Consider the following 23,040-nt stretch of genomic DNA (forward strand, 5'->3'; position numbering starts at 1 on the left):
CTTTCATATACACTCATGCTCCAACCATTGCTGTAATTCCCACGCATAAGTGCCTAACCCTTGATGCTCTACATAATAAAGTAAATCTCCAAATGGATTCATATCAATAATATACGGATGTCCCCCACTACTAGGAACCAACACATCTATACCTGCGCAGAATGAATTTGGAAAACAATGCAAACCTGCCGAAGCAATCTGTTGAATCTGCAATACTTGCTCAGCAGACAGATGAGATTGATCGACCAATAAGCGCTCATTACGCAAATGTAAATTCGTGATTGGCGTGTGACTTAACCGCATCACAGCATGACCTGATTCATAGCGGCAGACCAACTGACGAATATCATAAGCTTTGTTTTGCCAGCTGTCTTTGCTAATCCATCGTTCCACATGCATACCTTCTCGCCCTAACCAATCGATGATCTGCACAATTGTAGCTGAATCTGTATAACGACGTAATCTACCTGAATTATAATAAAAAGGTTCATGGCCACTATGATCAATCCCTATAGTGGTCGTTGCAATCTCTGCACCTGTGCGCGGATTATATTGATAAGCAATAACGCCTGAAGCCGCCGATCCACAGAATAACTTGATAAACACGCGATGAATTCGATGTTGCTTCATCGATAGGCGCAACTGTTCATAATTACTCTGTTGCCCTAACAGATCAGGCACAAGTGGCGGAACCGCTACACCTGCTGCATGTAACCATTGATGACAACGCCTTTTATCGAACATTACTGCAATATCAGCAGGATCATTCATCCACTGAGCTTGCGGTAATAGTATAGAAACTTCACGCTGAAGCCAAGATAATAACCGACAATACCCGCGAAACCACTGAGCAGGATACCAGATACGTCCATGTTGAGGCTGTAAACGGCGAGCTTCTGTTGCTGAAATCAAATGCCCTACCGTATATGCATCTAAAGGGACTAAACGATCATCTATATCCCCTTCTGCATCTGATGCACCTAAAGCAATCAATTCACGTTCCACAGCAAAATGATCACCCGGTGCATCCAGACGCAATAATAACGGCACTTGATGTGAAATAGATGATGCTACCTCAATAGGATGAGACTGATGGGACTGTCTCTGAAATACCGCTTGCAATAGATCATCCAGAGATTCTCCAACACGAATCGTATGCAGTATACGAATATAAGGAACAACCAATGCAGAAGAGAGATGATGATGCGCTCTTGCTTGTTGCCAGCCAGCTGTCCGCTTATTATTTGGATTACCAAATAAAATACAAGCAGACGCAGAAGCTAGCCATTGTTGATAGGAAGATGATGGAGATCTATTCATATATCATTCATTACTCCGTCAATGCAGGATAACGCCATTCGTACTCGCCATCTTCGTCTACTTCTTGTTGGTCACCTATATCCACAGATAAGCCTGTATCTTTCCAACGTTTAATCATCGTATCCGACATATAATGATAATTTAAATTCAAATGTTTAAGCTTTTTGACCGCATCACTATTAATAAGGGCTTCTGCCCCTTTATCAGATAGTGTTCCATTCGATAAGTCGAGCGTATCGAGTTGCTCAAGTACAGGCGCATTTGCGGCTGCGATAGCGATCTCATCTTGAATTTCACTATCGGTTAGACCCAAATATTTTAATTTAGGAAAAGGATTCTGATTCAAAAATGGCAAAATATCTTCGATCGAACCATCAAATCCATAATCTTCTACGCCTAAATATAAAGTAAGTGTTGTTAATTCAGGCAAATGCGCATTATAAATCTCATTCAAAACCGATTTGGGCAAGCCTCCGCAAATAATAGTTAATGTATGTAATTTATCATGATGTAAAGGTTCTAACGATAAGCCTGTACTTCCTTGAATCGTAAACGATTCAATCTGTGGATAAGCAGCAAGTAAAGGACCAAGATTGGTCTGATTGATCCAAGACACTTCACATTCTTCTGATGACATATCGCCAATATATAGACTTTTTAAGTTCGGTAATAGGGGACTCGCTTCAATCAGAGCTGGAATAGCATCATCCATTGTATCTTCATAAGCTGCACCCCAATCCCCAATAATCAGACTGGTAATTCCCCGACAAGGCTCTGGATCACTCACCAGTCCTGTGATCAAATCTTTTAAGCGTACCCCTTTTTCATTCTGATCATAATCAACTGAGAATTTCACTTCCATACATAAACCCTCCTCGAACTAGATTTCTTTTATTTTATAACACAGATAATACTACAATCAAAGTAGGATATATATACATTTAATATAAAAATAGCTTAACCCGTCTCATACAGGTTAAGCTATTTTTGATTTAAGTATTCAGATTCAATTGATCGACTAATTTACGCAAAGCTTCACCACGATGGCTAATCGCTTGCTTTTCTTCGATCGTTATATCTGCCATTGTTTTGTTATGTGTTGGCAAATAAAATAATGGATCATAACCAAAGCCTGCATTTCCAGAAGGTTGAGAAGTAATCCAACCATCCACCGAACCTTCTGTGGTTATAGCTAACCCTGTCGCTGGATCGTACAATACCAGACAACATACAAAACGTGCTGTACTCAGCAAGGTCTGATCGGTATCTTCACCCATCTGCAATCGCTCTAGTGCATCTAGCAACTTGGCATTATTATCTGCATCTGTAGCTGATTCGCCTGCATAACGAGCCGAATAGACACCCGGTGCTCCATCCAAGCGATCCACACATAGACCTGAATCATCAGCAAGTACAGGAATACCTAGAGCATCACCAACTGTTTTGGCTTTTTTCAGTGCATTCTCTGCAAATGTTGCTCCATCTTCGACCACTTCAGGCAGATCAGGATAATCAAACATACTGCGTACTTCTTTACCCAAAGAAGCTAGAGCATGTGTAAACTCTCTAACTTTCCCTTTATTCTGAGTAGCAACAACGACAATAGAGCTACTCATCATATTCATACTTGTGTACCTGCTTGACCCGAATTAATTTTCAAAGCGATCGGTCCTAGAATTTCTTTTTGCATAGCGATCATTTTCTCAATACCTTCACTACCCAGTGCAAGCAATTGATCCAATTCGTCACGTGAAAATGGACGTTCTTCACCTGTACCTTGAACTTCTACAAATTGTCCCCCACCTGTCATGACAACATTCATATCGACTTTGGCTTTGGAATCTTCTTCATAGTTCAGATCCAGTAATGCACGATCTCCTACAACACCTACACTCACAGAAGCTAAATAATCTGTAATAGGGAATTTAGTAAATTTATTTTGAGCTGATAATTTGTTCATGGCAATCGCTAAAGCGACAAAAGAACCTGTGATTGAAGTGGTACGTGTACCTCCATCCGCTTGAATCACATCACAATCGACTGTGATTGTACGTTCTCCAAGAGCTTGTAGATCAATCACAGAACGAAGAGCACGTCCAATCAGACGTTGAATCTCCATCGTACGTCCGCCTAATTTACCTTTAGCGGCTTCACGTTGGTTACGGGTATGTGTAGCACGGGGTAACATAGAGTATTCTGCGGTTACCCAACCTTTACCCTGACCTTTCATAAAGTGCGGTACACGTTCTTCCACAGATGCCGTACATAATACTTTGGTATCGCCTACTTCAATATATACAGAACCCTCTGCATATTTGTTCACGTTCGGTGTTATCGTTAACGGGCGTAATTCGTTGGCTTGTCGTCCGTCTGTTCTCATAAATGGTTGCCTCCTGCGTCATATTCACCTTCTTATTCTAACAAACCTAACTTGTAAAAGCATCCTTATCTGACGATTGATTCTAACGTTGATGAGGAACCTTGAGATTTTCACAAAAAATAAGGTTAATACTACATAACGTTATCTATGAAAGAGGTGTCTACTCATGGAATCCAAACCAAGCAAAGTTCCTTATAATCTAAGCAGTCTAAATGTAGAACAAGCGACAAGAGAATGGTTGCTTAAACGTGGGGTAACGATTTTGGAAATAGCTGATATTGTGATGTTTCTACAAAAAAGTTATTATCCTTCACTTACGATTGAAGAGTGTGTAGAAAGCGTAGAAAAAGTACTGCTCAAACGCGAAGTACAGAATGCTGTCTTAACGGGTATTCAACTGGATATTCTTGCAGAAGAAGGAAAGCTTATCTCACCTTTACAAGAAATGATCGAAAATGATGAAGGTCTGTATGGTGTCGATGAAATTTTGGCATTTGCGATTGTAAATGTATACGGAAGTATCGGCTTCACCAATTACGGTTATGTGGATAAATTAAAACCGGGCGTTCTCGCACGATTAAATGATAAAAGTATCGGACCAATCCATACGTTTTTTGATGATATTGTAGGTGCGATTGCAGCAGCAGCAAGTAGCCGGATTGCGCATGGTAAATATAAAGAACAAGATCCCGCTGTAGATACGACCGATACTGAACTGCCTGAAGATGATGAACCGAAGCAACCAATGTAAATCCAACAAAAAAACTCTGACTCCCTAGTATGTTAAAAGGGAATCAGAGTTTTTGCTTAGGATAATTGTTATACCTATTGGAATACATTTTAGAATCCTTTGGAATGAAATAATGAAGAATCTGGTTTGGATTCTGGTTGTACATTAGATGAGGAGTGATGACCGACTTTGATATCAGGGCTAACCCACCAGTGTTTGCGTTCACGTCGTCTTTTGCTTTCTCCTGACATAAATTGCAATACGAATAGCCAGATTAAACATAACCCTGTAAATACATAAAATAAATGAATCGATATAACACCTGAATCATTACGAGTCAATAATCCAGATAATAACAACAATTCTAATACGGGATACAATAATACCGAAATAAAACGGGGTGAAGGATGATGATTACGGCATTGCCAGAGTAGAATAGCCGGAATCACATAAGCCAGAGTGATATAGAAAGCAATCAGCGCACAACCATTTGCCAAACGCCCTGAAGCAGTAGTGAATGGAATAATAGCAGCAGACCATCCTTGATGAATCATTATGTTCACCATACTGGTGATTCCTTGAATAATACCTACACCAAGTCCCATATAGACCATCGTATTACGGCAACGATACCAGACAGAACGGTACTTTTCTTGTATCATAGACATATTACTAAATATTCCGATGACTGCACCAATAAGCAGTAATAAATAAGCAAGGAATCGCAATCCTTCGACTGTGATATCCAATATCGTTCCATTTGTGCTGAACATGTTAGATGCCCCTTTCACGTTTCGGGGTGTTGACTAGACTTATTGTAAAAGGATTAGCTTAATTTTGGATGAAAATGGACTTAATCTTAGTTAAAACTAATAATGATAGGTTGCGGAGGTTGATCTGATGTCACAAGAAGTGAGTCGAGTACACAAAATTCCTTTTCGTAAAATATGTGGGCTGTTGCATATCAGGCAAAAAATTGTGAATGTCTATCCTGATTATGCTAACAAAATGGTGGTTGTGGAAACAGAGCGTAATGCTCGTAGTACAGAAACAGTTATCGAATACAAAAATAGTTATCTTGATATTCGCAAAATGTCAGCTTCCGAGTACAATCAGATGCCACATGAGCCGAATGTAACCGATAAGCTCAAAGCATTATTCGATGAAAATGAACGTGATGTGCTTCTTCGCAGTCTGCAACACACAATTCATCAATCGGAAAGACAGTTAGAACAAGTTCAATCTGCTCAAAATAAAGCACACTCTGAAGAAACATTACAGATTGCCCGGCGTGCAATTGCTAAACTAACCGGCGATCTCACTGAATAATAGTCTACTCCCCGTTAGCTAAATATAAAGTTATCTAAATACAAATATTTTGAATAAGATATACATTCCATAATAAAAAGCATGATAGAGACTGTAATTAGCCTATATCATGCTTTTTTAGTTATGGATGAGAGTTGATAATCTAACTCTATTCATGAGCTGTATAGATCCAAATTCCATCTTGCTGATATTTATGAGCACGATCACGGCGAATTAATTCTTCTAAATGTGCCAATGTCTCTGACATCGCAAATCGTAATTGATGTAAAGTGAGCTTACTATTAAATATAGACATACATACATCGTATCCATTTAAAGGTTGTATACGAATACGTTCTGCCATAGCATCCAATCGCTGTTCATGATGATCCAGTAATTTGACCGTTCGCTCTCTAAATCCTGTAAAAGGACGACGATGTCCTGGATATGCCCACTCTACTTCATATTCACCCAGTATACGTAATCCATCTAGATAAGATTGTAGTGGTTCAGGGTCACTATTTGGAATCAAACTAATATTAGGCGAAATCTGAGGTAATACAGCATCACCACAGATCATTAATTTCCAATCCGCTTGATAAAAAGAAAGATGCCCTGCCGCATGGCCGGAAGTCTGAATCGGTATCCACCAATGACCGGATATCTTAAAAGGTTGTTCTGGCGTAATTATGGATACTTGAGGTTGTGGCAATACCTGCGCAACAAAACTTTGTAAATGTTCTGGAAGCTGGTCTGTAATTTCGTTCGGCATGCCATTAACAGTGTAAAAATCAATAAGATCATGTGCTGCTGTATTGCCTTCTCCCCATGATAATCGTGCTTCTGCGAGTGAACGTGCTGACATATATACAGGTGCATCACTTTGTGCTTGTAACCAGCCAGCCAGACCATAATGATCTGGATGATGATGAGTTAAAATAATAGATTCCAATTGGGCAACGTCTAATTCGAGTGTTCCCCATACTTTTTGCCATGCGGCTTCATTTTCTTCGCTACGAGGTCCTGGATCTATAACACTCCATGTACGATCGCCAACGATAATATAACTGTTTACCCAGCGCAATGGATAAGACATAGCTATTTTCACCTGAATAATCCCGTGTTCAAACATTGTGATTTCTGGTAATTCCATAATGTATGTATCCTCCGTCAATCCGTCTATATTTCTATTATAAACGATCCAAACACAAAAAACTCTCCTGATTGCACCTCTATAGCCTGAGGTGTTCAGAAGAGCTTATTTTTGAATCGGTCATTCATTGCTCAATAACTTTCTTCCCATGGGTTGAACATTTCATGCTTGAAGTACGTGCTGTCTGCCGCTTTTTCGTTCCAATCCCACAATTTTTGGCTTGCTTTTTCGATCTCATCATTTTTGATTTGACGAATTTCATCAAGAATAGTGAATGATTTGCCTGATTCTTTTTGGTGTTCCCAGATCACGAACATAATGCTATCTAAATTATCACCATAACCTACAACATTTACTTGGTTAGCGTGATCGTTTAATCCCACATTTAGAAAATCATTAGTTACGATATATTTGTCATTAGCTACGTGGTAAATCGCTGCCCATTGTTCCATTTCATTAGCATTGTTTTTAATTTCGCTATTTTCTACAAATCGGAACCATCCACCAGAAGTTGCTTTAGCTTTTTCCATAATTTTTACGTTGGATAATTTAGTATAATTCATAGGTTGAATCCCCCTTAGATTTTAGGTAATATTGGAGTCTTTCATGCGACTTTGTGCCTGTTATATAGTTTATCGGTAAATTTTGCATAATATTTATAGCACTTTCCTCTCATTCGTTCTTTTTCGACATTTTTATATTCCTATATATAGGTATAGGAATAGGAATAGCATGTCTATAGAACCATAAATCAATAGGAGTAAGTAGGTATTATTACTCATCAGTAACTTTTATAATGAAGCTGATAAGTACTGTTGTATATATTGTAACCACAGTGTATCAAACAAATCTGAAAAGGAATATTTAGTTATTGACCAAGCCTTATTCTGTTTCAAAGGTGTTCTACTTATATATACGTAAAAAACAAAGAAAACGATTAGTATTTTATCAAAAAAAATTCAAATTTTACCACTTTTTTTATATTAAAAATGTAAAGAAAATATAATAAAAAAAGCTTTTACCCCTATAAAAAGGATAAAAGCTTTTTGGATAGACTATGCAGCTCATAGGTTTAATGAATGTGTTACTTAAAAACCGCCACCTGTTGCAAAAATATAAAGTATTAAAAAGATATTTAAAGCAACAATAATGACTGTAGCGATCCATGCCAAAATTTTGACCCATGCTGGATTTACAAATGAACCCATTTTCGCCCGGTCGCTTGTAAAGCGTACCAATGGAATAATTGCAAACGGTAATTGGAGACTCAGTACTACCTGACTCCACAATAGCAATTCTCCTGTTCCTTTGGCACCTGCAATCCATGTCACAATAAAAGCAGGAATAACGGCTAATAAACGAGTAATGATTCGGCGTAACACTGGCGAGATACGTAAGTTGATAAATCCTTCCATTACTATCTGTCCTGCAAGTGTACCTGTAATCGTAGAATTCTGACCTGAAGCCAGTAAAGCTACTGCAAATAATGTACTGGCGATTCCTACTCCTAGTGTTGGACTAAGTAAGGCATACGCATCTTCGATCCCACTTACATTCAATCCAGTTCCAAAAAAAGCAGAAGCTCCCAAGATAAGAATCGCCGAGTTGATTAGAAAAGCGACCGATAATGAAAGAATCGAATCGATATTTGCAAATTTCACAGCTTCTTTGCGACCTTTTTCGGTTCGCTTGTATTGCCGGGTCTGTACAATCGATGAATGTAGATATAGATTATGTGGCATCACTGTTGCACCCAAAATCCCCAAAGCGACAAATAACATCGCTGGATTCGTAACAATCTCGAACTTCGGTACATATCCACCTAATAGTGCATGAATTTCCGGCTTAGAAATAATCACTTCAAACACAAAGATACAGAAAATCGTTGCCATCAATACGATAATAATCGATTCGATAATCCGAAATCCTTTTTTCTGCAATAGTAATAGAAGTAAAACGTCAAATGTAGTGATGACAATACCCCATAATAGTGGGATACCAAATAATAAATTCAGTGCTATAGCTGAACCGATAACTTCAGCTAGATCGGTAGCAATAATCGCAAGCTCTGTCAGTATCCATAGAAACACAGCTGTTCTTTTGTTAGTCGTATCACGGGTAGCCTGTGCCAAATCTCGACCTGTTACTATTCCTAATTTGGCAGACAGACTTTGTAATAACATAGCAATAAGATTAGAAATCAGTACTACTGATAATAGGGCGTAACCAAAGCGTGCTCCTCCTGCTATTGAAGTTGCCCAGTTCCCCGGGTCCATATATCCAACAGCAACCAATGCTCCCGGACCGGAAAAAGCGAAGAATTTGCGCCAGAATCCAGCATTTTCAGGAATCTTAACGGTATTATTGACTTCTTCCATACTGATACTTGAACTGGAATGTAACCAGTTTGATTTTTTGACATCTATCTTTGCATTTAATTCTGTGTTGGAATCCATTCTTCATCTCTCTCCTTTCTCTCTATCCTTCTATATATTTGACTGATTTGATTTAGAATATAAGCGCAACAGCCTATCTATCTTTATATCAATAGCAACATAATACATTGACCATATTTTGCACTAGGGAAACATATTTGTCAACAGCTAATTTTTATGGCTAATGACAATATAAAAGGCATCGCTTTGCCATGTTCATATTATAAAATATGTATATGATCTATTACACATTACCCATTAATCTTATCGTTATGATGTTGCTACAAAAATTATTTTTATATTCTCATGCCATCTATACGGTATCTACGATTTTAAAAAAGGGTTTGAACATCAATCGATTTGATTTGTGGTTAAAATTTTCGCAATTAGAGCAAAACGTAGTAAAATAGAAACATACGCTTTTTGATGATAGAAATGATCTATCAGCTTAAGCAATGATCTCTATTTCCCAAGGAGGATTATATAATGACGAATTATGCTACATATTTTCAAGAAAACCGTGAACACCATTTAAATGAGTTAAATGAATGGTTATCGATTCCAAGTATTTCTGCTATTTCAGAGCATAAGCCTGATATGCAACGTGCGGCTGAATGGTTAGCTGCAACATTGAAAAAAGCAGGTCTAGAACATGTAGAGATTCATCCAACAGCAGGTCATCCGATTGTTACTGCTGATTACCTTCATGCCCCTGGCAAACCAACGGTATTGGTCTATGGTCATTATGATGTACAACCTGTTGATCCATTACACTTATGGGAGACACCTCCATTTGAACCTACAATTCGTGGTGACAAATTATTTGCTCGTGGTGCAACTGATGATAAAGGTCAAATCTTTTTGCATATCAAAGCAGTTGAAGCCATTCTGAAGCAAGAAGGAACACTTCCGGTTAACGTCAAATTCTGTATCGAAGGCGAAGAAGAAATTTCAAGCGCAAATCTACCTGGCTTTTTGGAAAGCAATAAAGAAATGTTATCTGCGGATGCTGTATTGATCTCAGATACGTCTTTGATCGAAAAAGGTAAACCAGCGATCTGCACTGGATTACGTGGACTATGTTCACTTGAATTTACGATTCATACTGCTAATACGGATCTACACTCTGGTAGCTTCGGTGGCGGTGTTCCAAATGCTCTTCATTCGATTGTAGAACTGTTGAACTCTTTGCATGACAAACAAGGTCGTGTACTGGTCGATGGATTCTATGAAGGCGTATTGCCTTTGTCTGATGAGATGCGTAATGAATTTATCAAGCAAGCTTTCGATGAGAAGAAATTACAACAATCTTTGGCTCTTGAATCTCTTCATGGAGAAGAAGGCTATTCGTTTGTAGAGCGTGTTGGTGCTCGTCCGACACTTGAAATTAATGGATTGTATGGTGGTTTCCAAGGCGAAGGTAGCAAAACCGTTATTCCTAAAGAAGCAAGTGCCAAAATCACTTGTCGTCTAGTGGCTAATCAAGATCCAGCTTATGTATTGGATCAAATTATCAAGCACTTGGAAGCCAATGTACCAACAGGTGCAACGATTGATATCAAACCAGGTGAAAAAGCGCGTGCATTCAATATCGATCCGTCTAGCGAATTGTTGCAAAAAGCGGCTGATGCATTCAAAACGGTCTATGGAACACGTGCCTTATTTACCAAAGATGGCGGTTCCATTCCAATCGTTGAAGCTTTCTCTCGTCTGATTGCTCCTACCGTAGTATTGATGGGCTTCGGTCTGCCTGATGAGAACCTTCATGCACCGAATGAGCATTTCAACTTGGAGAACTTTGATAAAGGCTTGCTTACCATTGTAGAATATCTAAACCAAATCTAAATGGATAGCTACATTTAATACTGAATTGTCTTTCTTTCTATAATTAGATGATTATTTCTCAAACAAAACAGACCGCTTTCTAGATACCTGTATGTCGGTATGATAGAAAGCAGTCTGTTTTTAATTATGATGAAGTTTCTTTTTCAAGCATACCTATTCATCTATCTATTCATTATTCATGTGTGAAGTGGTCGTTACTGCTTGGGTAGTTCGCCATGTCTTTATAGCATGATGCAATCGCTCCATCGCTTTTTCTAATAAAGAACGTGAACAAGCGATATTCATACGCATATATCCTTGACCTGTTATCCCAAATGCATTGCCATCATTCAGCGCAATTTTGGCATGATCCAGTAGGAAAGAAACTAAATCCAATTGCTCCATCCGTAGCTTACTACAATCGATCCATAGCAAATACGTAGCTTCTGGTAGACGCACCGATAATTCCGGTATATGCGTAGCGATATATTGCTGTACATACTCCATATTTCGATAAGTATAGACTTTACACTGCTCTAACCACTCTTCGCAATACGTATAAGCGGCTTGAGTGGCTACAGCGCCAAATGTATTAATTTGTCCCACACCGAATTGATTGATTTTTAACGCAAATGCATTCCGTAATTGTTCATTCGGGATAATAATATTAGATGTATTCATACCGGCGATATTAAATGTTTTGCTTGGTGCTGTACAAATAATACTACGGTTCATCGCAGATTCAGATAGACTGGCATACGGAATATGAGCATGAGGTGCATAAACAAGATCGCCATGAATTTCATCGGACACGACAATAATATTCCACTTCGCACATAAATGTTCTAACTGTTCCAACTCTGTACGTGTCCACACTCGCCCTATCGGATTATGTGGATTACACAAAATCAACATTTTCACCTGTTCGTCCAGCACAGTCTCTAACTGTTCAAGATCCATACGATAATCTCCATACTGATCTTGCATGAGGGGATTTTCGACCAATTCTCGTCCATGCCCTTTGACTACATTATAGAAGGGAGGATACACTGGCGTCTGAATAATCACTTTATCTCCAGGCTCCGTATAGGTTTGCACCGCAAAGTTCAAGGCAGATACAACACCAGGTGTGAAAACAATCCAGTCGTTTTCTATCGTCCATTGATGCTTACGCTCCATCCAATTTACAATAGATTGATGATACTCATCGGTACGAAATGTGTATCCAAGTACGCCATGTTCAATCCGTTGACGTATAGCCTCCTGTACAGGCAAAGGTGCCGCAAAATCCATATCTGCTATCCACAAAGGAATAATATCTTCTTTGCCAAAATGCTTATGCAGTGCATCCCATTTCTCTGAACCAGTCCCTATGCGCTCAGGTGTATGATCAAATGTTGAAGTATAATCCATACAAGTCCCTCCATATCCATCTATCCAAATATTCTATCTATTCATTGTCTTTATCCCAGAATGAATTTAAGATATATTCATCATATCAGGTTTTGGAGGGTGTTCAAGTTATAATACTAATTCAAGCAATTCATCGACACTTTCCAGATAGTAGTCTGCATCTGAACTACGCAATGTTTCACCTACAGCAGCCACATTCATTTTACCTGCAATCGCCGCTTCCACACCTGCTAACGCATCTTCTACAACCAGACATTCTTCCGGTACGATATCCAGACGAGTTGCCGCTAGCAAAAAGACTTCAGGATCAGGCTTACTGCGAGTAATATCGTTACCATCTGCAATCGCATCGAACTCTTTATCCAGACCAATCTGCTTCAGAATAGTCGGTGTGTTTTTGCTCGAAGAACCGATCGCGATTTTGATATTATTTTGTTTCAATGTTTTTAACGTATATTCTACTCCCTGCAAAAGATCGCTTGGGCTTAAATGGTGCAACGATTGGCGATAGTACTCATTCTTTTTCTCTGCCAATTGCAATTTTTCTTCATCCGAGTATGTTTTGGTCGCACGTTGCAAAATAATATCCAGACTCTCCATCCGGCTTACTCCGCGCAACTGATGATTGATCGTTTCATTAAAAGGAATGCCTTCTTCTTCACTGATTTTACTCCATGCCTCAAAATGATACTGATCTGTCGATACAATCACGCCATCAAGATCAAAAATAACTGCTTTAATTGTCATTATTACTTCCTCCTCGGGTATGTTCAATGATTTGTAGTGATGGGTTAACAAATTAAGTATGTTCTTTATTAAACAAGAAACAAGGATACTAGACAGAAAACGCTAAATTATATTTGCAGATGAAGTGGAAAAATAGGTACTTTAGTGTGAAGTGAGATTTAAAAATAGTAATCCAGTGTTAGCTTAATGAAGTTCATTCCGCTACCCAAACGGATCATTCTTCTGATCCCTGTTAAGAATAGATATCTTTGAAATCTGCTGTCGTAGAGGATATCTATTCTTAAAGGCGAACGCTACGCTTCTCCAGAACGATTCCATTTGCTCCGCTAGAGGTGCTTATCTACATTATTGTTTTGTATATCATTTCTTACTTTAGCATATGCCCGTAAAGTTAATTTCCCTCTAAAATCAAGCAACAAGATTAAACAATACAATTAGATGAATCTATTTTAATAACAAATAAGATTTGTATGTTTTATCCATTCATCCTTCACTCATTCCAAATAAAATATAACTATATTTTATTCCCTTATCCTCTTTTCTACCTCCTCCCCCCTGATTGAAAATAAGCACTCCCTACTAAACACCCGGCAAAGGTGCTCACCGAACCTAGCGGAGGTAAAGGAATCGTTCAGCAGAAGCGAAGCGTTCGCCTTTAAGATCGGATATAATCTGTTGAAAACAGAATTCAATATATCCGATCTTAACAGCGATCGTATGAATGATCCTTTACCAGAGCGATATTCCCTCACACCCTTCGCCACTCCCCCAACCCTCCGGCTTATTTTCCACCTTCCCTGTATTCATTTACATAAAAATAAAGATTGACGCTCTTATCGTTCACCATTATGATAGATTAATAATTGAGAACGATTATCATTATTAAGGAGTGTAATTTAATGAAAGCACGTGTAACTTTACCAGCTACAATTCTTTTATCTTCTGTACTGTTTGCCGCTTGTGGGAATCAAGCTGCTACCAATACAACCACAACTCCAGCTACAACAGAAGCAACGACTACAACACCAGCAGCGTCTACCTCATCTACCGAAACAACAACTACAACAGCTGATTTCAAAAATGAGACCGAACAATATCGTACATATGCGATCGGTGAGATTGATTCCTTTGTAACAGAGACAGAGAAATTTACGGAAGCGGTCAAAGCAAGGAAATTAAAAGAAGCTCAAGCGCTATATGCTCCAGCTCGTATGCATTATGAACGGATCGAGCCGATTGCCGAAGCGTTAGGAAATCTTGATCCTGATATCGATGCTCGTGCAGGCGATGTGGATGATAAAGACTGGCGCGGATTCCACAAGATTGAACAAGCTCTTTGGGAAAAGAAAACAACCGATGGTATGAGCGAATATGCAGATCGTCTTTTGCAAGATGCACAGTTGTTACGTGCTAAAGTCGAAACGGTTGAAATCGATGCCAGTATGCTTGTGGTTGGAGCCGTTGAACTACTGAATGAAGTTTCTTCTTCCAAAATCACAGGTGAAGAAGAACGTTACTCTCATACCGACTTGTATGATTTTGTAGCCAATGTAGAAGGTGCAGAAAAAATCTACGAAATCCTCAAACCACGTTTGGCTGAAAAAGATCCTGATTTGGAAAAACAAATCGGCGAACGTTTTGATGCGTTAAATAAAGAATTAGCTCCTTTTGCTACTAAAGACGGTGGCTATGTTACGTATGACAAATTAACTAAAGAAGATATTCGTACATTAAGTCAGAACCTTGATGCTTTGGCTGAACCTTTATCCCAGATGGGTACAATTTTAGGGGTGTAATTATTATGAGCAAAAAAGACTCTTCCGAAAATAAAACAAAATCAACTCCTGTTCAATCTGATGTCGATTCTTCTACAGAAGTGTCGACAGAATCTCAAACAGGAGTATTCAAAAAGCCTGTTAGCCGTCGCGATATGTTGCGGTTAGCAGGCGCTTCTGGCGTTGGGCTTCTTTTAGGAGGTTCAGGCGCGCTTGGAATTATGAAAGCTACTGGACTGACCAAACAACCTTTATCAGATACGCCGGGTAGTGCTGAAAATGTAACGACAGGTATTACAAACGTAGGCGATGAGCATTCTTTTTATGGTACTCATCAATCAGGGATTGTTACACCAAGTCAGAACTTTATGTGCTTTGCTTCTTTTGATGTAACGTTAAGTGATGCAGCAGGTTTACGTCGCTTATTTCAAGCATGGACGAAAGCCAGTGCTTCGTTGATGGCTGGCGAATTGTTAGATGGGCAAAATGAAAATCCCAATCTTCCGCCTGCTGATACAGGTGAAGCGGCTGGACTTTCTTCTTCCAAGTTGACGATTACATTTGGCGCAGGCCCTGCTTTATTTGATCATCGATTTGGACTATCTGGCAAAAAGCCTGCTAATTTTGCAGACTTGCCTGCCTTTAATGGAGATAATCTACAATCGGAATGGTGCGGTGGCGATCTAGCCGTACAAATTTGTGCAGATGATATGCAGGTCGCTTTTCACGCAATGCGTAACTTGATCCGAATTGCTCGTGGTTCTGCGGTTCTCCGTTGGAGTCAAGAAGGATTCCAGCGCAGTAGTGCAGCAGATCCGAATCAAGCCACTCCACGGAATCTAATGGGCTTCAAAGATGGAACTGCTAATCCAAGTGTCAAAGACAACTCGATGATGAATGAAGTTGTCTGGGTACAACCGCAAGATGGTGCAGGTTGGATGACCAACGGTAGTTATATGGTCGTTCGTCGTATTCGGATGCGTATCGAAGTATGGGATCGCTCCAGTCTAGCAGATCAGGAAAATACGTTTGGACGGGAACGGGTCAGTGGTGCTCCAATCGGTTCACATCATGAATTTGATCGTGGCGATATGGAAGCCAAAGATGCTTCAGGCAAACCTGTTATTCCGATGAATGCACATATGCGTGTAGCTCGTGGAGATGGAAGTATGCAGATTTTGCGTCGTCCTTATTCTTACTCTAGTGGGATGGATAAAGTTACTGGACAATTGGATGCAGGATTGTTTTTTATCAGTTATCAGCGCAGTATCGACAAACAATTTATTCCTATGCAGCAAAGACTCGCACAGATTGACGCATTGAATGAATATATTCAGCATATCGGAAGTGCTGTTTTTGCTTGTTTTCCGGGTGTACAGCAAGGCGGTTATATCGGAGATGAATTGGTATAACCGCTCGTTATTTATTTTGATATAGAAAAGAGGGTTCTAGGCTATGCGTAAAAGTGCCCTGTTGATCAGGTTTATGCTTTGCTTGAGTCTATTGATTGTTTTAGGTGGAACACCTTTGAGCGTAGGAATATCTACTGCACAAGCATCTGCTACCGATTCTTCCTCTATCGATCAACTGTTACCGCTTGTAGGTAGTGCGCTTGTCGATGCTGGACAGCAGAAATGGACAGATGCCAAGCAGGAATTAGATACTTTCGCCACAGCATGGCAAACGATTGATACATCTACCGCTTCAACAGAAGCTGGCGCAGTCAATACAGCTCTGACGGATGCACAGACAGCGCTTGCTGGGGCTTCGTCTGATCCCAAAGCAGCTACCTCTGCGCTAGGTACACTAGCACGTGCAGTCAATACGTACGCAGAAGCAAGTCAAGCCAAAGCAAGCGGTACAACGACAGATAACAATGGACCTTCTCAGCAAGGGTTAACCGCTGTGAAAGTGATTCTCCCACTTGCAGATACGACGATTCAACATATTGATGAACGTAACTGGCAAGCCGCTCAAGATAGTTATAAACAGATCGTCAATTCATGGCCGGATGTTGAGAATGCGATTCGTGCCGATAATTTTACGGTGTATAGTCAACTAGAGATCAAAATGAGTATGATCCGTGTAGCTTTACAGGCTGATCCTCCACGTGAAGAACAAGCCAAAGCAGATACTCAAGCTCTTATTAAACTACTCAACGAATATGCCGCAGGCGATATTGCAGATACGGCTCCTGCGAGTGGTACCGTTCGCTTAAGTGATGCTGTGACGTTACTTCAACAAGTACAGACAGCCACAACAGCTCAAGATCAGAGCAAAGCATCTGATCTGATGACTCAATTTATCTCGATGTGGCCTCTGGTTGAAGGAGAAGTACAGATTTCTTCGGCTTCGACCTATACTTCGATTGAAAATGAAATGGCTGAAGTACAAGGATATTTAGTATCTAATCCTCCTGTATGGACACAAGCTAGTACTGTAATTCAGACGATGCTGGATGAACTCACTCCTTTAACATCCAAAACATCGTATACAGCTTGGGATGCAGCGATTATTTTATTACGTGAAGGTCTAGAAGCGATTCTGGTATTAGCTGCTTTACTCGCTTATGCCAAACGCAGTGGTAGCCGTACCGCAGGACAGTATATCTGGTCTGGTGCTATTTCAGGTCTAGTGCTCAGTGGTATTATGGCGGTGATCTTTGTCTATGCGTTCTCTCAAGTATCGAGTAGCGGTAGTACACGCGAAATGATCGAAGGCATTACCGGCCTCGTCGCTGTTGTGATGATGCTTAGTGTAGGACACTGGTTACATCAGAAAGCCAACTTAAAAAATTGGAATACTTATATTGAAAATCAAGTCAGTGGTGCTTTAGAACGTGGTAGTTTATGGTCATTAGCGATTGTCTCCGGACTTGCCATTTTACGTGAAGGTGCCGAAACAGCGATTTTCTATATCGGTATGGCTCCTGCGATTGCTCTTTCGCAATTCATTTTGGGTATAGCGATTGCCCTTGTCATTCTGATTGTGATTGCTGTACTGATTATCAAGTTCAGTGTGAAATTACCGATTCGTCCGTTCTTCTTAACGGCAACAGTATTGATTTATTATCTGGTATTTCGTTTTCTGGGCGAAAGTATTCATGCCCTTCAAGTGGCAGGTAAATTCCCTGCACATACAGTGGCAGAATTACCTTCGATCAGTTGGATCGGTATGTATCCGACATGGGAGACCTTTATTCCTCAAATGATCGTCTTGATCTGGATGGTATGGAGATTGATTTTACCAGAATATCGCAGTCGTAAGCAGACGGCTTAACTAGGGTGTTATGGAGTTAAGAATGATAGTGTGATCCGCTCTACACCATAATAATGATGAGATGAAGTAAATTTAGAGAGTCTGTATCCTTTTGTATAAGGATGCAGACTCTTTTTGTTAATATATTATATGTAGTCCATTCTATGCACGATTCATTATGCTAAAGGAGAATACGATGAAAATTATTTTTATACGTCACGGTCAAGGAGAACATACATTATCTCCACCTGAAAGTTTGCAAATGTCTGATGCCACTCTGACGGAAAAAGGAGTTCAACAAGCCCAACAATTAAAACAGACTTTTCCTTTAACGAATAAAAATATCATTATTATCAGCCCTACTCGTCGTACGATTGAAACAGCACTTATATGGGCAAAAGAAATCTCTTGTACATTGTACGTTCATCCTTTGGTGAGTCCACGTATGTTCCCTTTATTAGCCCCTGATCAAGCGTATGCTTGTGATCACATACTTCATTATACCAAAATCAAAACAGATTACCCTTCCCTACATAACATTGAAAGTTCAGAAGAAATATGGACAAACGGAATAAATACAATAAGTGAGGAAGCATTTCATAGAGTAGCTAAAGCATTTACGATCTGGTGTAAACAACTAAACCAACACACATTGTATATTGTTTCTCATGATGGAACGATTAATGCTTATCGTTCATTTTTGGGGGAATCGGTTACTCGTGATCATTTTTTAGATGAGTCCGGATCATATATTGTACATCTATAATGGAGCAACATTTCATACTCCATCCACTCTAATCTACCTTATTTATAATCGTGCCCCAAAATAGAAATTTATGAGTTGCAATCTTTGACGGGGTGCTTTAAGATAATGGTGAAAGAAAATAATTTTCTATATATATTATTATAAAATAAAAATAATTTTCATTAGGGAGGGTTAAACTTGTCTCCTATTTTGCATATGTTGGAGCAACGCATCGAAAGTTTATCTCCTCAAGAGCGCCGACTGGCTCATTATATTTTACAACAACCTTCCACTGTTATTCGGCTTGGGATTACACAGTTAGCGACTCAATGTGGAATCAGTCCTGCTACTGTTACTCGCTTCTGCAAAACATTTCATTTCGAAGGCTTTCCTGATTTCAAAATGAAGTTAGCTAGTGAATTAGCGCAACAGTCGATTCCAAGTTCGTATCAAGATATTATTGCAGGTAATCCGCTTGCCGAGATTGTTAAAGCGATTGAAACCAATCATATTACATCGATCAACGATACTACCCGTTTACTCGATTTACCCAAGCTTGAGCAAGCGATAGGTTACCTTACCCGTGCACGTCGGATTGATCTGTATGGTATCGCTACCTCATCTATTGTAGCGCAAGACTTTTATCAGAAATTGATTCGAGTCGGTAAAAACAGTACATCGTTTTCTGATTCTCATATGCAAATCACTTCTGCTTCTACACTTTCTTCAGAAGATGTAGCGTTAGCGATTTCGTATTCTGGGGAAACTAAAGAAACGATCGATGCATTATCATGTGCCAAAGATAATGGAGCGACTGTATTATCACTGACTCAATACAGCAACAATAAGCTCGCTTCGATGGCGGATATCGCTTTATTTTCATCATCATTGGAACAAGGGGTTCGCCGTGGAGATATGGCTTCACGGATTGCTCAACTGCATATTATTGATATTTTATTTACCGGTATGATTAGCGCCCAATTTAACGATTCTGTAGCGAAGTTGGAGCTATCTTATAAAAATGTGCAACGTTATCGCAAAGACTCAGGAGGTTTTGAATAATGGCTAATGTAATCAAAGTGACTCATGAAGAAGATTTTCACAAGGTAGCTGCTCATATTGTTGCTAGTCTGGTACAAACTTCTCCTCGTGCTGTATTAGGATTGGCTACCGGAGGCACGCCTGTAGGCTTGTATCGTGAATTGATTCAGATTCATAAGCAAGGATTAGTCAGTTTTGCCAAAGTGAAAAGTTATAATCTGGATGAATATGCAGGTCTACCGACAGAACATCCAGCTTCCTATCGTACATTTATGAACGAGCATTTATTTAATCATATTGATATTAATCTTGAAAATACTCATGTGCCTGATGGACAAGCAACCGATTTGGATGCCGAATGTCGCCTGTATGATGAAATGTTGTCTGAAGCGGTGATTGATCTACAAGTTCTAGGCATTGGACATAATGGGCATATTGGATTCAATGAACCCGATGATAGCTTGAATCCTGCGACTCATGTCGTGACATTATTAGAACAGACCCGAGAAGCGAATTCTCGTTACTTTGGTTCGGTGGATGACGTTCCAGCACAAGCGATTACGATGGGTGTAGGTAGTATTATGAAAGCCCGTCAAATTCTACTGCTTGTACGTGGTGCAGACAAAGCTGAAATTATCCATCGCGCTGTAACAGGTCCGATCACAACACAATGCCCTGCTTCACTATTACAACTGCATTCCAACGTTACTGTACTGCTGGATGCAGAAGCAGGGAGGTTGTTCCAGTAATGTCTATTTCAACAGATGTACCACATTCCTTTCAAATTATTCATGGACGTGTGGTTACACCTACAAAAGTGATTGAAAATGGAACGGTACAAGTCCAAGATCAGACGATTACGTATGTAGGTTCTACAGCGAACGCTCCGATATGGAAAGAACAGACAACATATGATGCCAAATCTGGACTTGTGATTCCCGGCTTTATTGATATCCATGTGCATGGTGGGATGGGTGCCGATTTTATGGATTCCGATCCACACGTATTAGATACGATTACTTCTTTTCATGCCAGTCAAGGAACGACAGCTCTACTAGCGACAACGATGACCGCACCTCATGCTGATATCGATCATGTATTAGAACAAGTCTATGCTTATATGCAAAATGGACAAATGCCCGGTGCACAGATCGAAGGCGTGCATCTAGAAGGCCCTTTTATCAGTCCTAAGTGGCCTGGTGCTCAAAATCCAGAACATATCGTACTCCCAAATATCGAATGGTTAGAGCAATGGGAATCTCGTTATCCGGGGCTAATCAAACAACTTACTCTAGCTCCTGAACGAGAAGGTGCTTTGGAACTGATCTCATGGCTACGTCAGCATGACATTACAGCTGCCGCAGGTCATACCGATGCTTCTTATGAAGAGATTATGTTAGCGGTCGAACAAGGACTTAATCATGCGGTTCATACATTTAATGCAATGACTCCACTTCATCATCGCAAACCGGGAGTAGCCGGTGCAGTACTAAGTACCCCTGCAATTCATGCCGAAATTATAGCAGATGGGATTCATGTTCACCCTGCGGCAGTATCGATCTTAGCTCAACTTAAGCAACAAGATAATTTAATCCTGATTACCGATGCGATGTCTGCGGCTGGACTTGGGGATGGCGAATATATGTTGGGTGATCAACCTGTCAAAGTCATCAACGGTATAGCGACTTTGCCGGATGATAGCGGAACACTTGCAGGTAGCCGTTTAACCATGATCGAAGGTTTCCGCTTTTTAATTCAGCAAGTAGGGCTATCGATTCTACAAGCTTCTGCCGCAGGTAGTGGTAATCCTGCGCGTGAACTAGGATTATACGAACAGACAGGTAGTCTTGAAATCGGTAAACGTGCTGATATCCTAGTACTGAATCCAGATATGGAATTACAGCATATTTTTATTAAAGGGTTATTGAAATCATATAATGAATAGAAGCGGTATTAGCAAGTTCTCTGTTTTTGATCATAGAGAACTTGCTTTTTTGTGAGTTTGGACTTCAAATTATTGTTTTAAGATTAACTATTGATTAACTTTTGGTCATGTGTTATATTTTGAGTACTATTTTCAACAAGACAGGAGTTCAATCGTATGAAGGAAAAAAGGCTACAACATCTTGAAGATTATATTCACTCGGTGGGTACAGTTTCTTTAGATGAACTTTGTGAATATTTTAACGTTTCTAAAAATACTGTGCGGCGTGATGTGAATCAAATCCTTGAAAAAGGAACGATTCAAAAGGTCTACGGTGGAGTGACTTCTGTAACTCCTGCTCTAATTCCATTTGAAAATCGGGATCATACTAATCATCCTGAAAAAGTGAAAATTGGACAACAAGCGGCTGCACTCGTAGAAGATCAAGATTTGATTTTTATCGACTCGGGCACAACGACTCGCAATATGATTGAGTTCCTTCCTTCTTCTCAACAGTTAACCATTTTGACCAACAGTCTGGATGTGATTAATGCGGCTGTCGCTTTTGAAAATATTACGCTGATCACAATTGGTAATCGCTACAAACGCAAAACCAAATCATTTGTTAGTATTGATGATCTACATATTTTGGATAAATATAATATCAGCAAAGCTTTTATGGCGGCTACGGGTGTATCGATTGCTCATGGGTTAACCAACTCTGATATTTTGGAGTACGAAATAAAAAAACGAATCGCTGAAAAAGCTCAGACTTTATATTTGCTAGCAGATGCCTCCAAATTCGGCAAATCTACTCAGCTTACCTATGCTCCTTTGCATGAAGTCGATGTATTGATCACCTCTGGTGCATTATCAGAAGAATACCATTCGTTCTGTCGTGAGCATCGAATTGAATTATATATTTGTAAATAAAAGGACTCAAAAAGACATATCTTACTCTAAGAATAACTTAGAACAAGATATGTC

The 23,040-nt window shown here is 39.6% G+C and carries 21 protein-coding genes; 11 read left to right on the top strand and 10 right to left on the bottom strand.

Going from position 1 to position 23,040, the window contains the following annotated elements; genetic code table 11:
* Positions 1-3: 3 nt before the first annotated feature.
* From PaeCFBP13512_RS13085 to rph, 4 genes are all read right to left on the bottom strand, one after another.
* Complete coding sequence (locus tag PaeCFBP13512_RS13085) at positions 4-1,320, bottom strand: STM4014 family protein (RefSeq protein WP_137223597.1); 1,317 nt, start codon at positions 1,318-1,320, stop codon at positions 4-6.
* Between the two features lie 10 nt (positions 1,321-1,330).
* Positions 1,331-2,182: an STM4015 family protein gene (locus tag PaeCFBP13512_RS13090; protein WP_137223599.1), complete on the bottom strand. Its 852-nt coding sequence runs from the start codon at positions 2,180-2,182 to the stop codon at positions 1,331-1,333.
* Between the two features lie 130 nt (positions 2,183-2,312).
* Complete coding sequence (locus PaeCFBP13512_RS13095) at positions 2,313-2,939, bottom strand: XTP/dITP diphosphatase (RefSeq protein WP_137223829.1); 627 nt, start codon at positions 2,937-2,939, stop codon at positions 2,313-2,315.
* Positions 2,940-2,941: 2 nt separating this feature from the next.
* Positions 2,942-3,700 (bottom strand): ribonuclease PH, encoded by a 759-nt coding sequence (gene rph / locus PaeCFBP13512_RS13100; protein WP_069325547.1) that lies wholly within the window; start codon positions 3,698-3,700, stop codon positions 2,942-2,944.
* 166 nt (positions 3,701-3,866) lie between these two features.
* On the opposite strand from rph, the gene PaeCFBP13512_RS13105 reads away from it, so the two are divergent.
* Positions 3,867-4,451 (top strand): phosphatidylglycerophosphatase A family protein, encoded by a 585-nt coding sequence (locus tag PaeCFBP13512_RS13105; RefSeq protein ID WP_137223601.1) that lies wholly within the window; start codon positions 3,867-3,869, stop codon positions 4,449-4,451.
* Between the two features lie 89 nt (positions 4,452-4,540).
* Here PaeCFBP13512_RS13105 and PaeCFBP13512_RS13110 read toward each other — a convergent pair whose 3' ends face one another.
* Positions 4,541-5,203 carry a hypothetical protein gene (locus tag PaeCFBP13512_RS13110; protein WP_137223603.1) on the bottom strand — a complete coding sequence of 221 codons (663 nt, stop codon included), beginning with the start codon at positions 5,201-5,203 and terminating at the stop codon, positions 4,541-4,543.
* Between the two features lie 127 nt (positions 5,204-5,330).
* Here PaeCFBP13512_RS13110 and PaeCFBP13512_RS13115 point away from each other — a divergent pair, with 127 nt between their 5' ends.
* Positions 5,331-5,759, top strand: a complete 429-nt coding sequence (locus PaeCFBP13512_RS13115) for a hypothetical protein (protein ID WP_137223605.1) — start codon at positions 5,331-5,333, stop codon at positions 5,757-5,759.
* 148 nt (positions 5,760-5,907) lie between these two features.
* Here PaeCFBP13512_RS13115 and PaeCFBP13512_RS13120 read toward each other — a convergent pair whose 3' ends face one another.
* The 3 genes from PaeCFBP13512_RS13120 to PaeCFBP13512_RS13130 form a co-directional block, all read right to left on the bottom strand.
* Positions 5,908-6,891: an MBL fold metallo-hydrolase gene (locus PaeCFBP13512_RS13120; RefSeq protein WP_137223607.1), complete on the bottom strand. Its 984-nt coding sequence runs from the start codon at positions 6,889-6,891 to the stop codon at positions 5,908-5,910.
* Between the two features lie 131 nt (positions 6,892-7,022).
* A complete protein-coding gene (locus tag PaeCFBP13512_RS13125; RefSeq protein WP_069325552.1) occupies positions 7,023-7,454 on the bottom strand; it encodes a hypothetical protein in 432 nt (143 codons plus the stop codon).
* A 525-nt stretch (positions 7,455-7,979) separates the two neighbouring features.
* The gene (locus tag PaeCFBP13512_RS13130; protein WP_069325553.1) at positions 7,980-9,347 is read right to left on the bottom strand and encodes an Nramp family divalent metal transporter; all 1,368 of its coding nucleotides are present in this window, start codon (positions 9,345-9,347) and stop codon (positions 7,980-7,982) included.
* A gap of 465 nt (positions 9,348-9,812) precedes the next feature.
* Between PaeCFBP13512_RS13130 and PaeCFBP13512_RS13135 the strand changes: the two genes are divergently transcribed.
* Positions 9,813-11,171, top strand: coding sequence for a dipeptidase (locus PaeCFBP13512_RS13135; protein WP_069325554.1), 1,359 nt, complete (start codon positions 9,813-9,815; stop codon positions 11,169-11,171).
* Positions 11,172-11,336: 165 nt separating this feature from the next.
* Here the strand turns inward: PaeCFBP13512_RS13135 and PaeCFBP13512_RS13140 are convergent, their stop codons facing one another.
* A complete protein-coding gene (locus PaeCFBP13512_RS13140) occupies positions 11,337-12,563 on the bottom strand; it encodes a MalY/PatB family protein (protein WP_137223609.1) in 1,227 nt (408 codons plus the stop codon).
* A gap of 108 nt (positions 12,564-12,671) precedes the next feature.
* Positions 12,672-13,310, bottom strand: a complete 639-nt coding sequence (gene pgmB / locus PaeCFBP13512_RS13145; RefSeq protein WP_137223611.1) for a beta-phosphoglucomutase — start codon at positions 13,308-13,310, stop codon at positions 12,672-12,674.
* 899 nt (positions 13,311-14,209) lie between these two features.
* Between pgmB and efeO the strand changes: the two genes are divergently transcribed.
* From efeO to PaeCFBP13512_RS13185, 8 genes are all read left to right on the top strand, one after another.
* A complete protein-coding gene (efeO, locus tag PaeCFBP13512_RS13150; RefSeq protein WP_137223613.1) occupies positions 14,210-15,106 on the top strand; it encodes an iron uptake system protein EfeO in 897 nt (298 codons plus the stop codon).
* A gap of 5 nt (positions 15,107-15,111) precedes the next feature.
* A complete protein-coding gene (gene efeB / locus PaeCFBP13512_RS13155; protein ID WP_083243269.1) occupies positions 15,112-16,497 on the top strand; it encodes an iron uptake transporter deferrochelatase/peroxidase subunit in 1,386 nt (461 codons plus the stop codon).
* A 115-nt stretch (positions 16,498-16,612) separates the two neighbouring features.
* Positions 16,613-18,364, top strand: coding sequence for an FTR1 family iron permease (locus PaeCFBP13512_RS13160; RefSeq protein WP_241669372.1), 1,752 nt, complete (start codon positions 16,613-16,615; stop codon positions 18,362-18,364).
* A gap of 175 nt (positions 18,365-18,539) precedes the next feature.
* On the top strand, positions 18,540-19,109 hold the full coding sequence (locus PaeCFBP13512_RS13165; protein ID WP_161594267.1) for a histidine phosphatase family protein: 570 nt from the start codon (positions 18,540-18,542) through the stop codon (positions 19,107-19,109).
* A 177-nt stretch (positions 19,110-19,286) separates the two neighbouring features.
* Positions 19,287-20,150: a MurR/RpiR family transcriptional regulator gene (locus tag PaeCFBP13512_RS13170; RefSeq protein ID WP_069325559.1), complete on the top strand. Its 864-nt coding sequence runs from the start codon at positions 19,287-19,289 to the stop codon at positions 20,148-20,150.
* A complete protein-coding gene (gene nagB, locus PaeCFBP13512_RS13175) occupies positions 20,150-20,878 on the top strand; it encodes a glucosamine-6-phosphate deaminase (protein WP_069325560.1) in 729 nt (242 codons plus the stop codon). The genes PaeCFBP13512_RS13170 and nagB overlap by 1 nt, the downstream gene beginning before the upstream one ends.
* The gene (gene nagA, locus PaeCFBP13512_RS13180; RefSeq protein WP_137223619.1) at positions 20,878-22,074 is read left to right on the top strand and encodes an N-acetylglucosamine-6-phosphate deacetylase; all 1,197 of its coding nucleotides are present in this window, start codon (positions 20,878-20,880) and stop codon (positions 22,072-22,074) included. The genes nagB and nagA overlap by 1 nt, the downstream gene beginning before the upstream one ends.
* Positions 22,075-22,230: 156 nt before the next feature.
* Complete coding sequence (locus PaeCFBP13512_RS13185) at positions 22,231-22,986, top strand: DeoR/GlpR family DNA-binding transcription regulator (RefSeq protein ID WP_069325561.1); 756 nt, start codon at positions 22,231-22,233, stop codon at positions 22,984-22,986.
* The last annotated feature ends 54 nt before the right edge of the window (positions 22,987-23,040 follow it).

Origin of the sequence: Paenibacillus sp. CFBP13512 (genome assembly GCF_005233705.1) — a bacterium.
Taxonomy (GTDB): Bacteria; Bacillota; Bacilli; order Paenibacillales; family Paenibacillaceae; genus Saccharibacillus; species Saccharibacillus nuruki.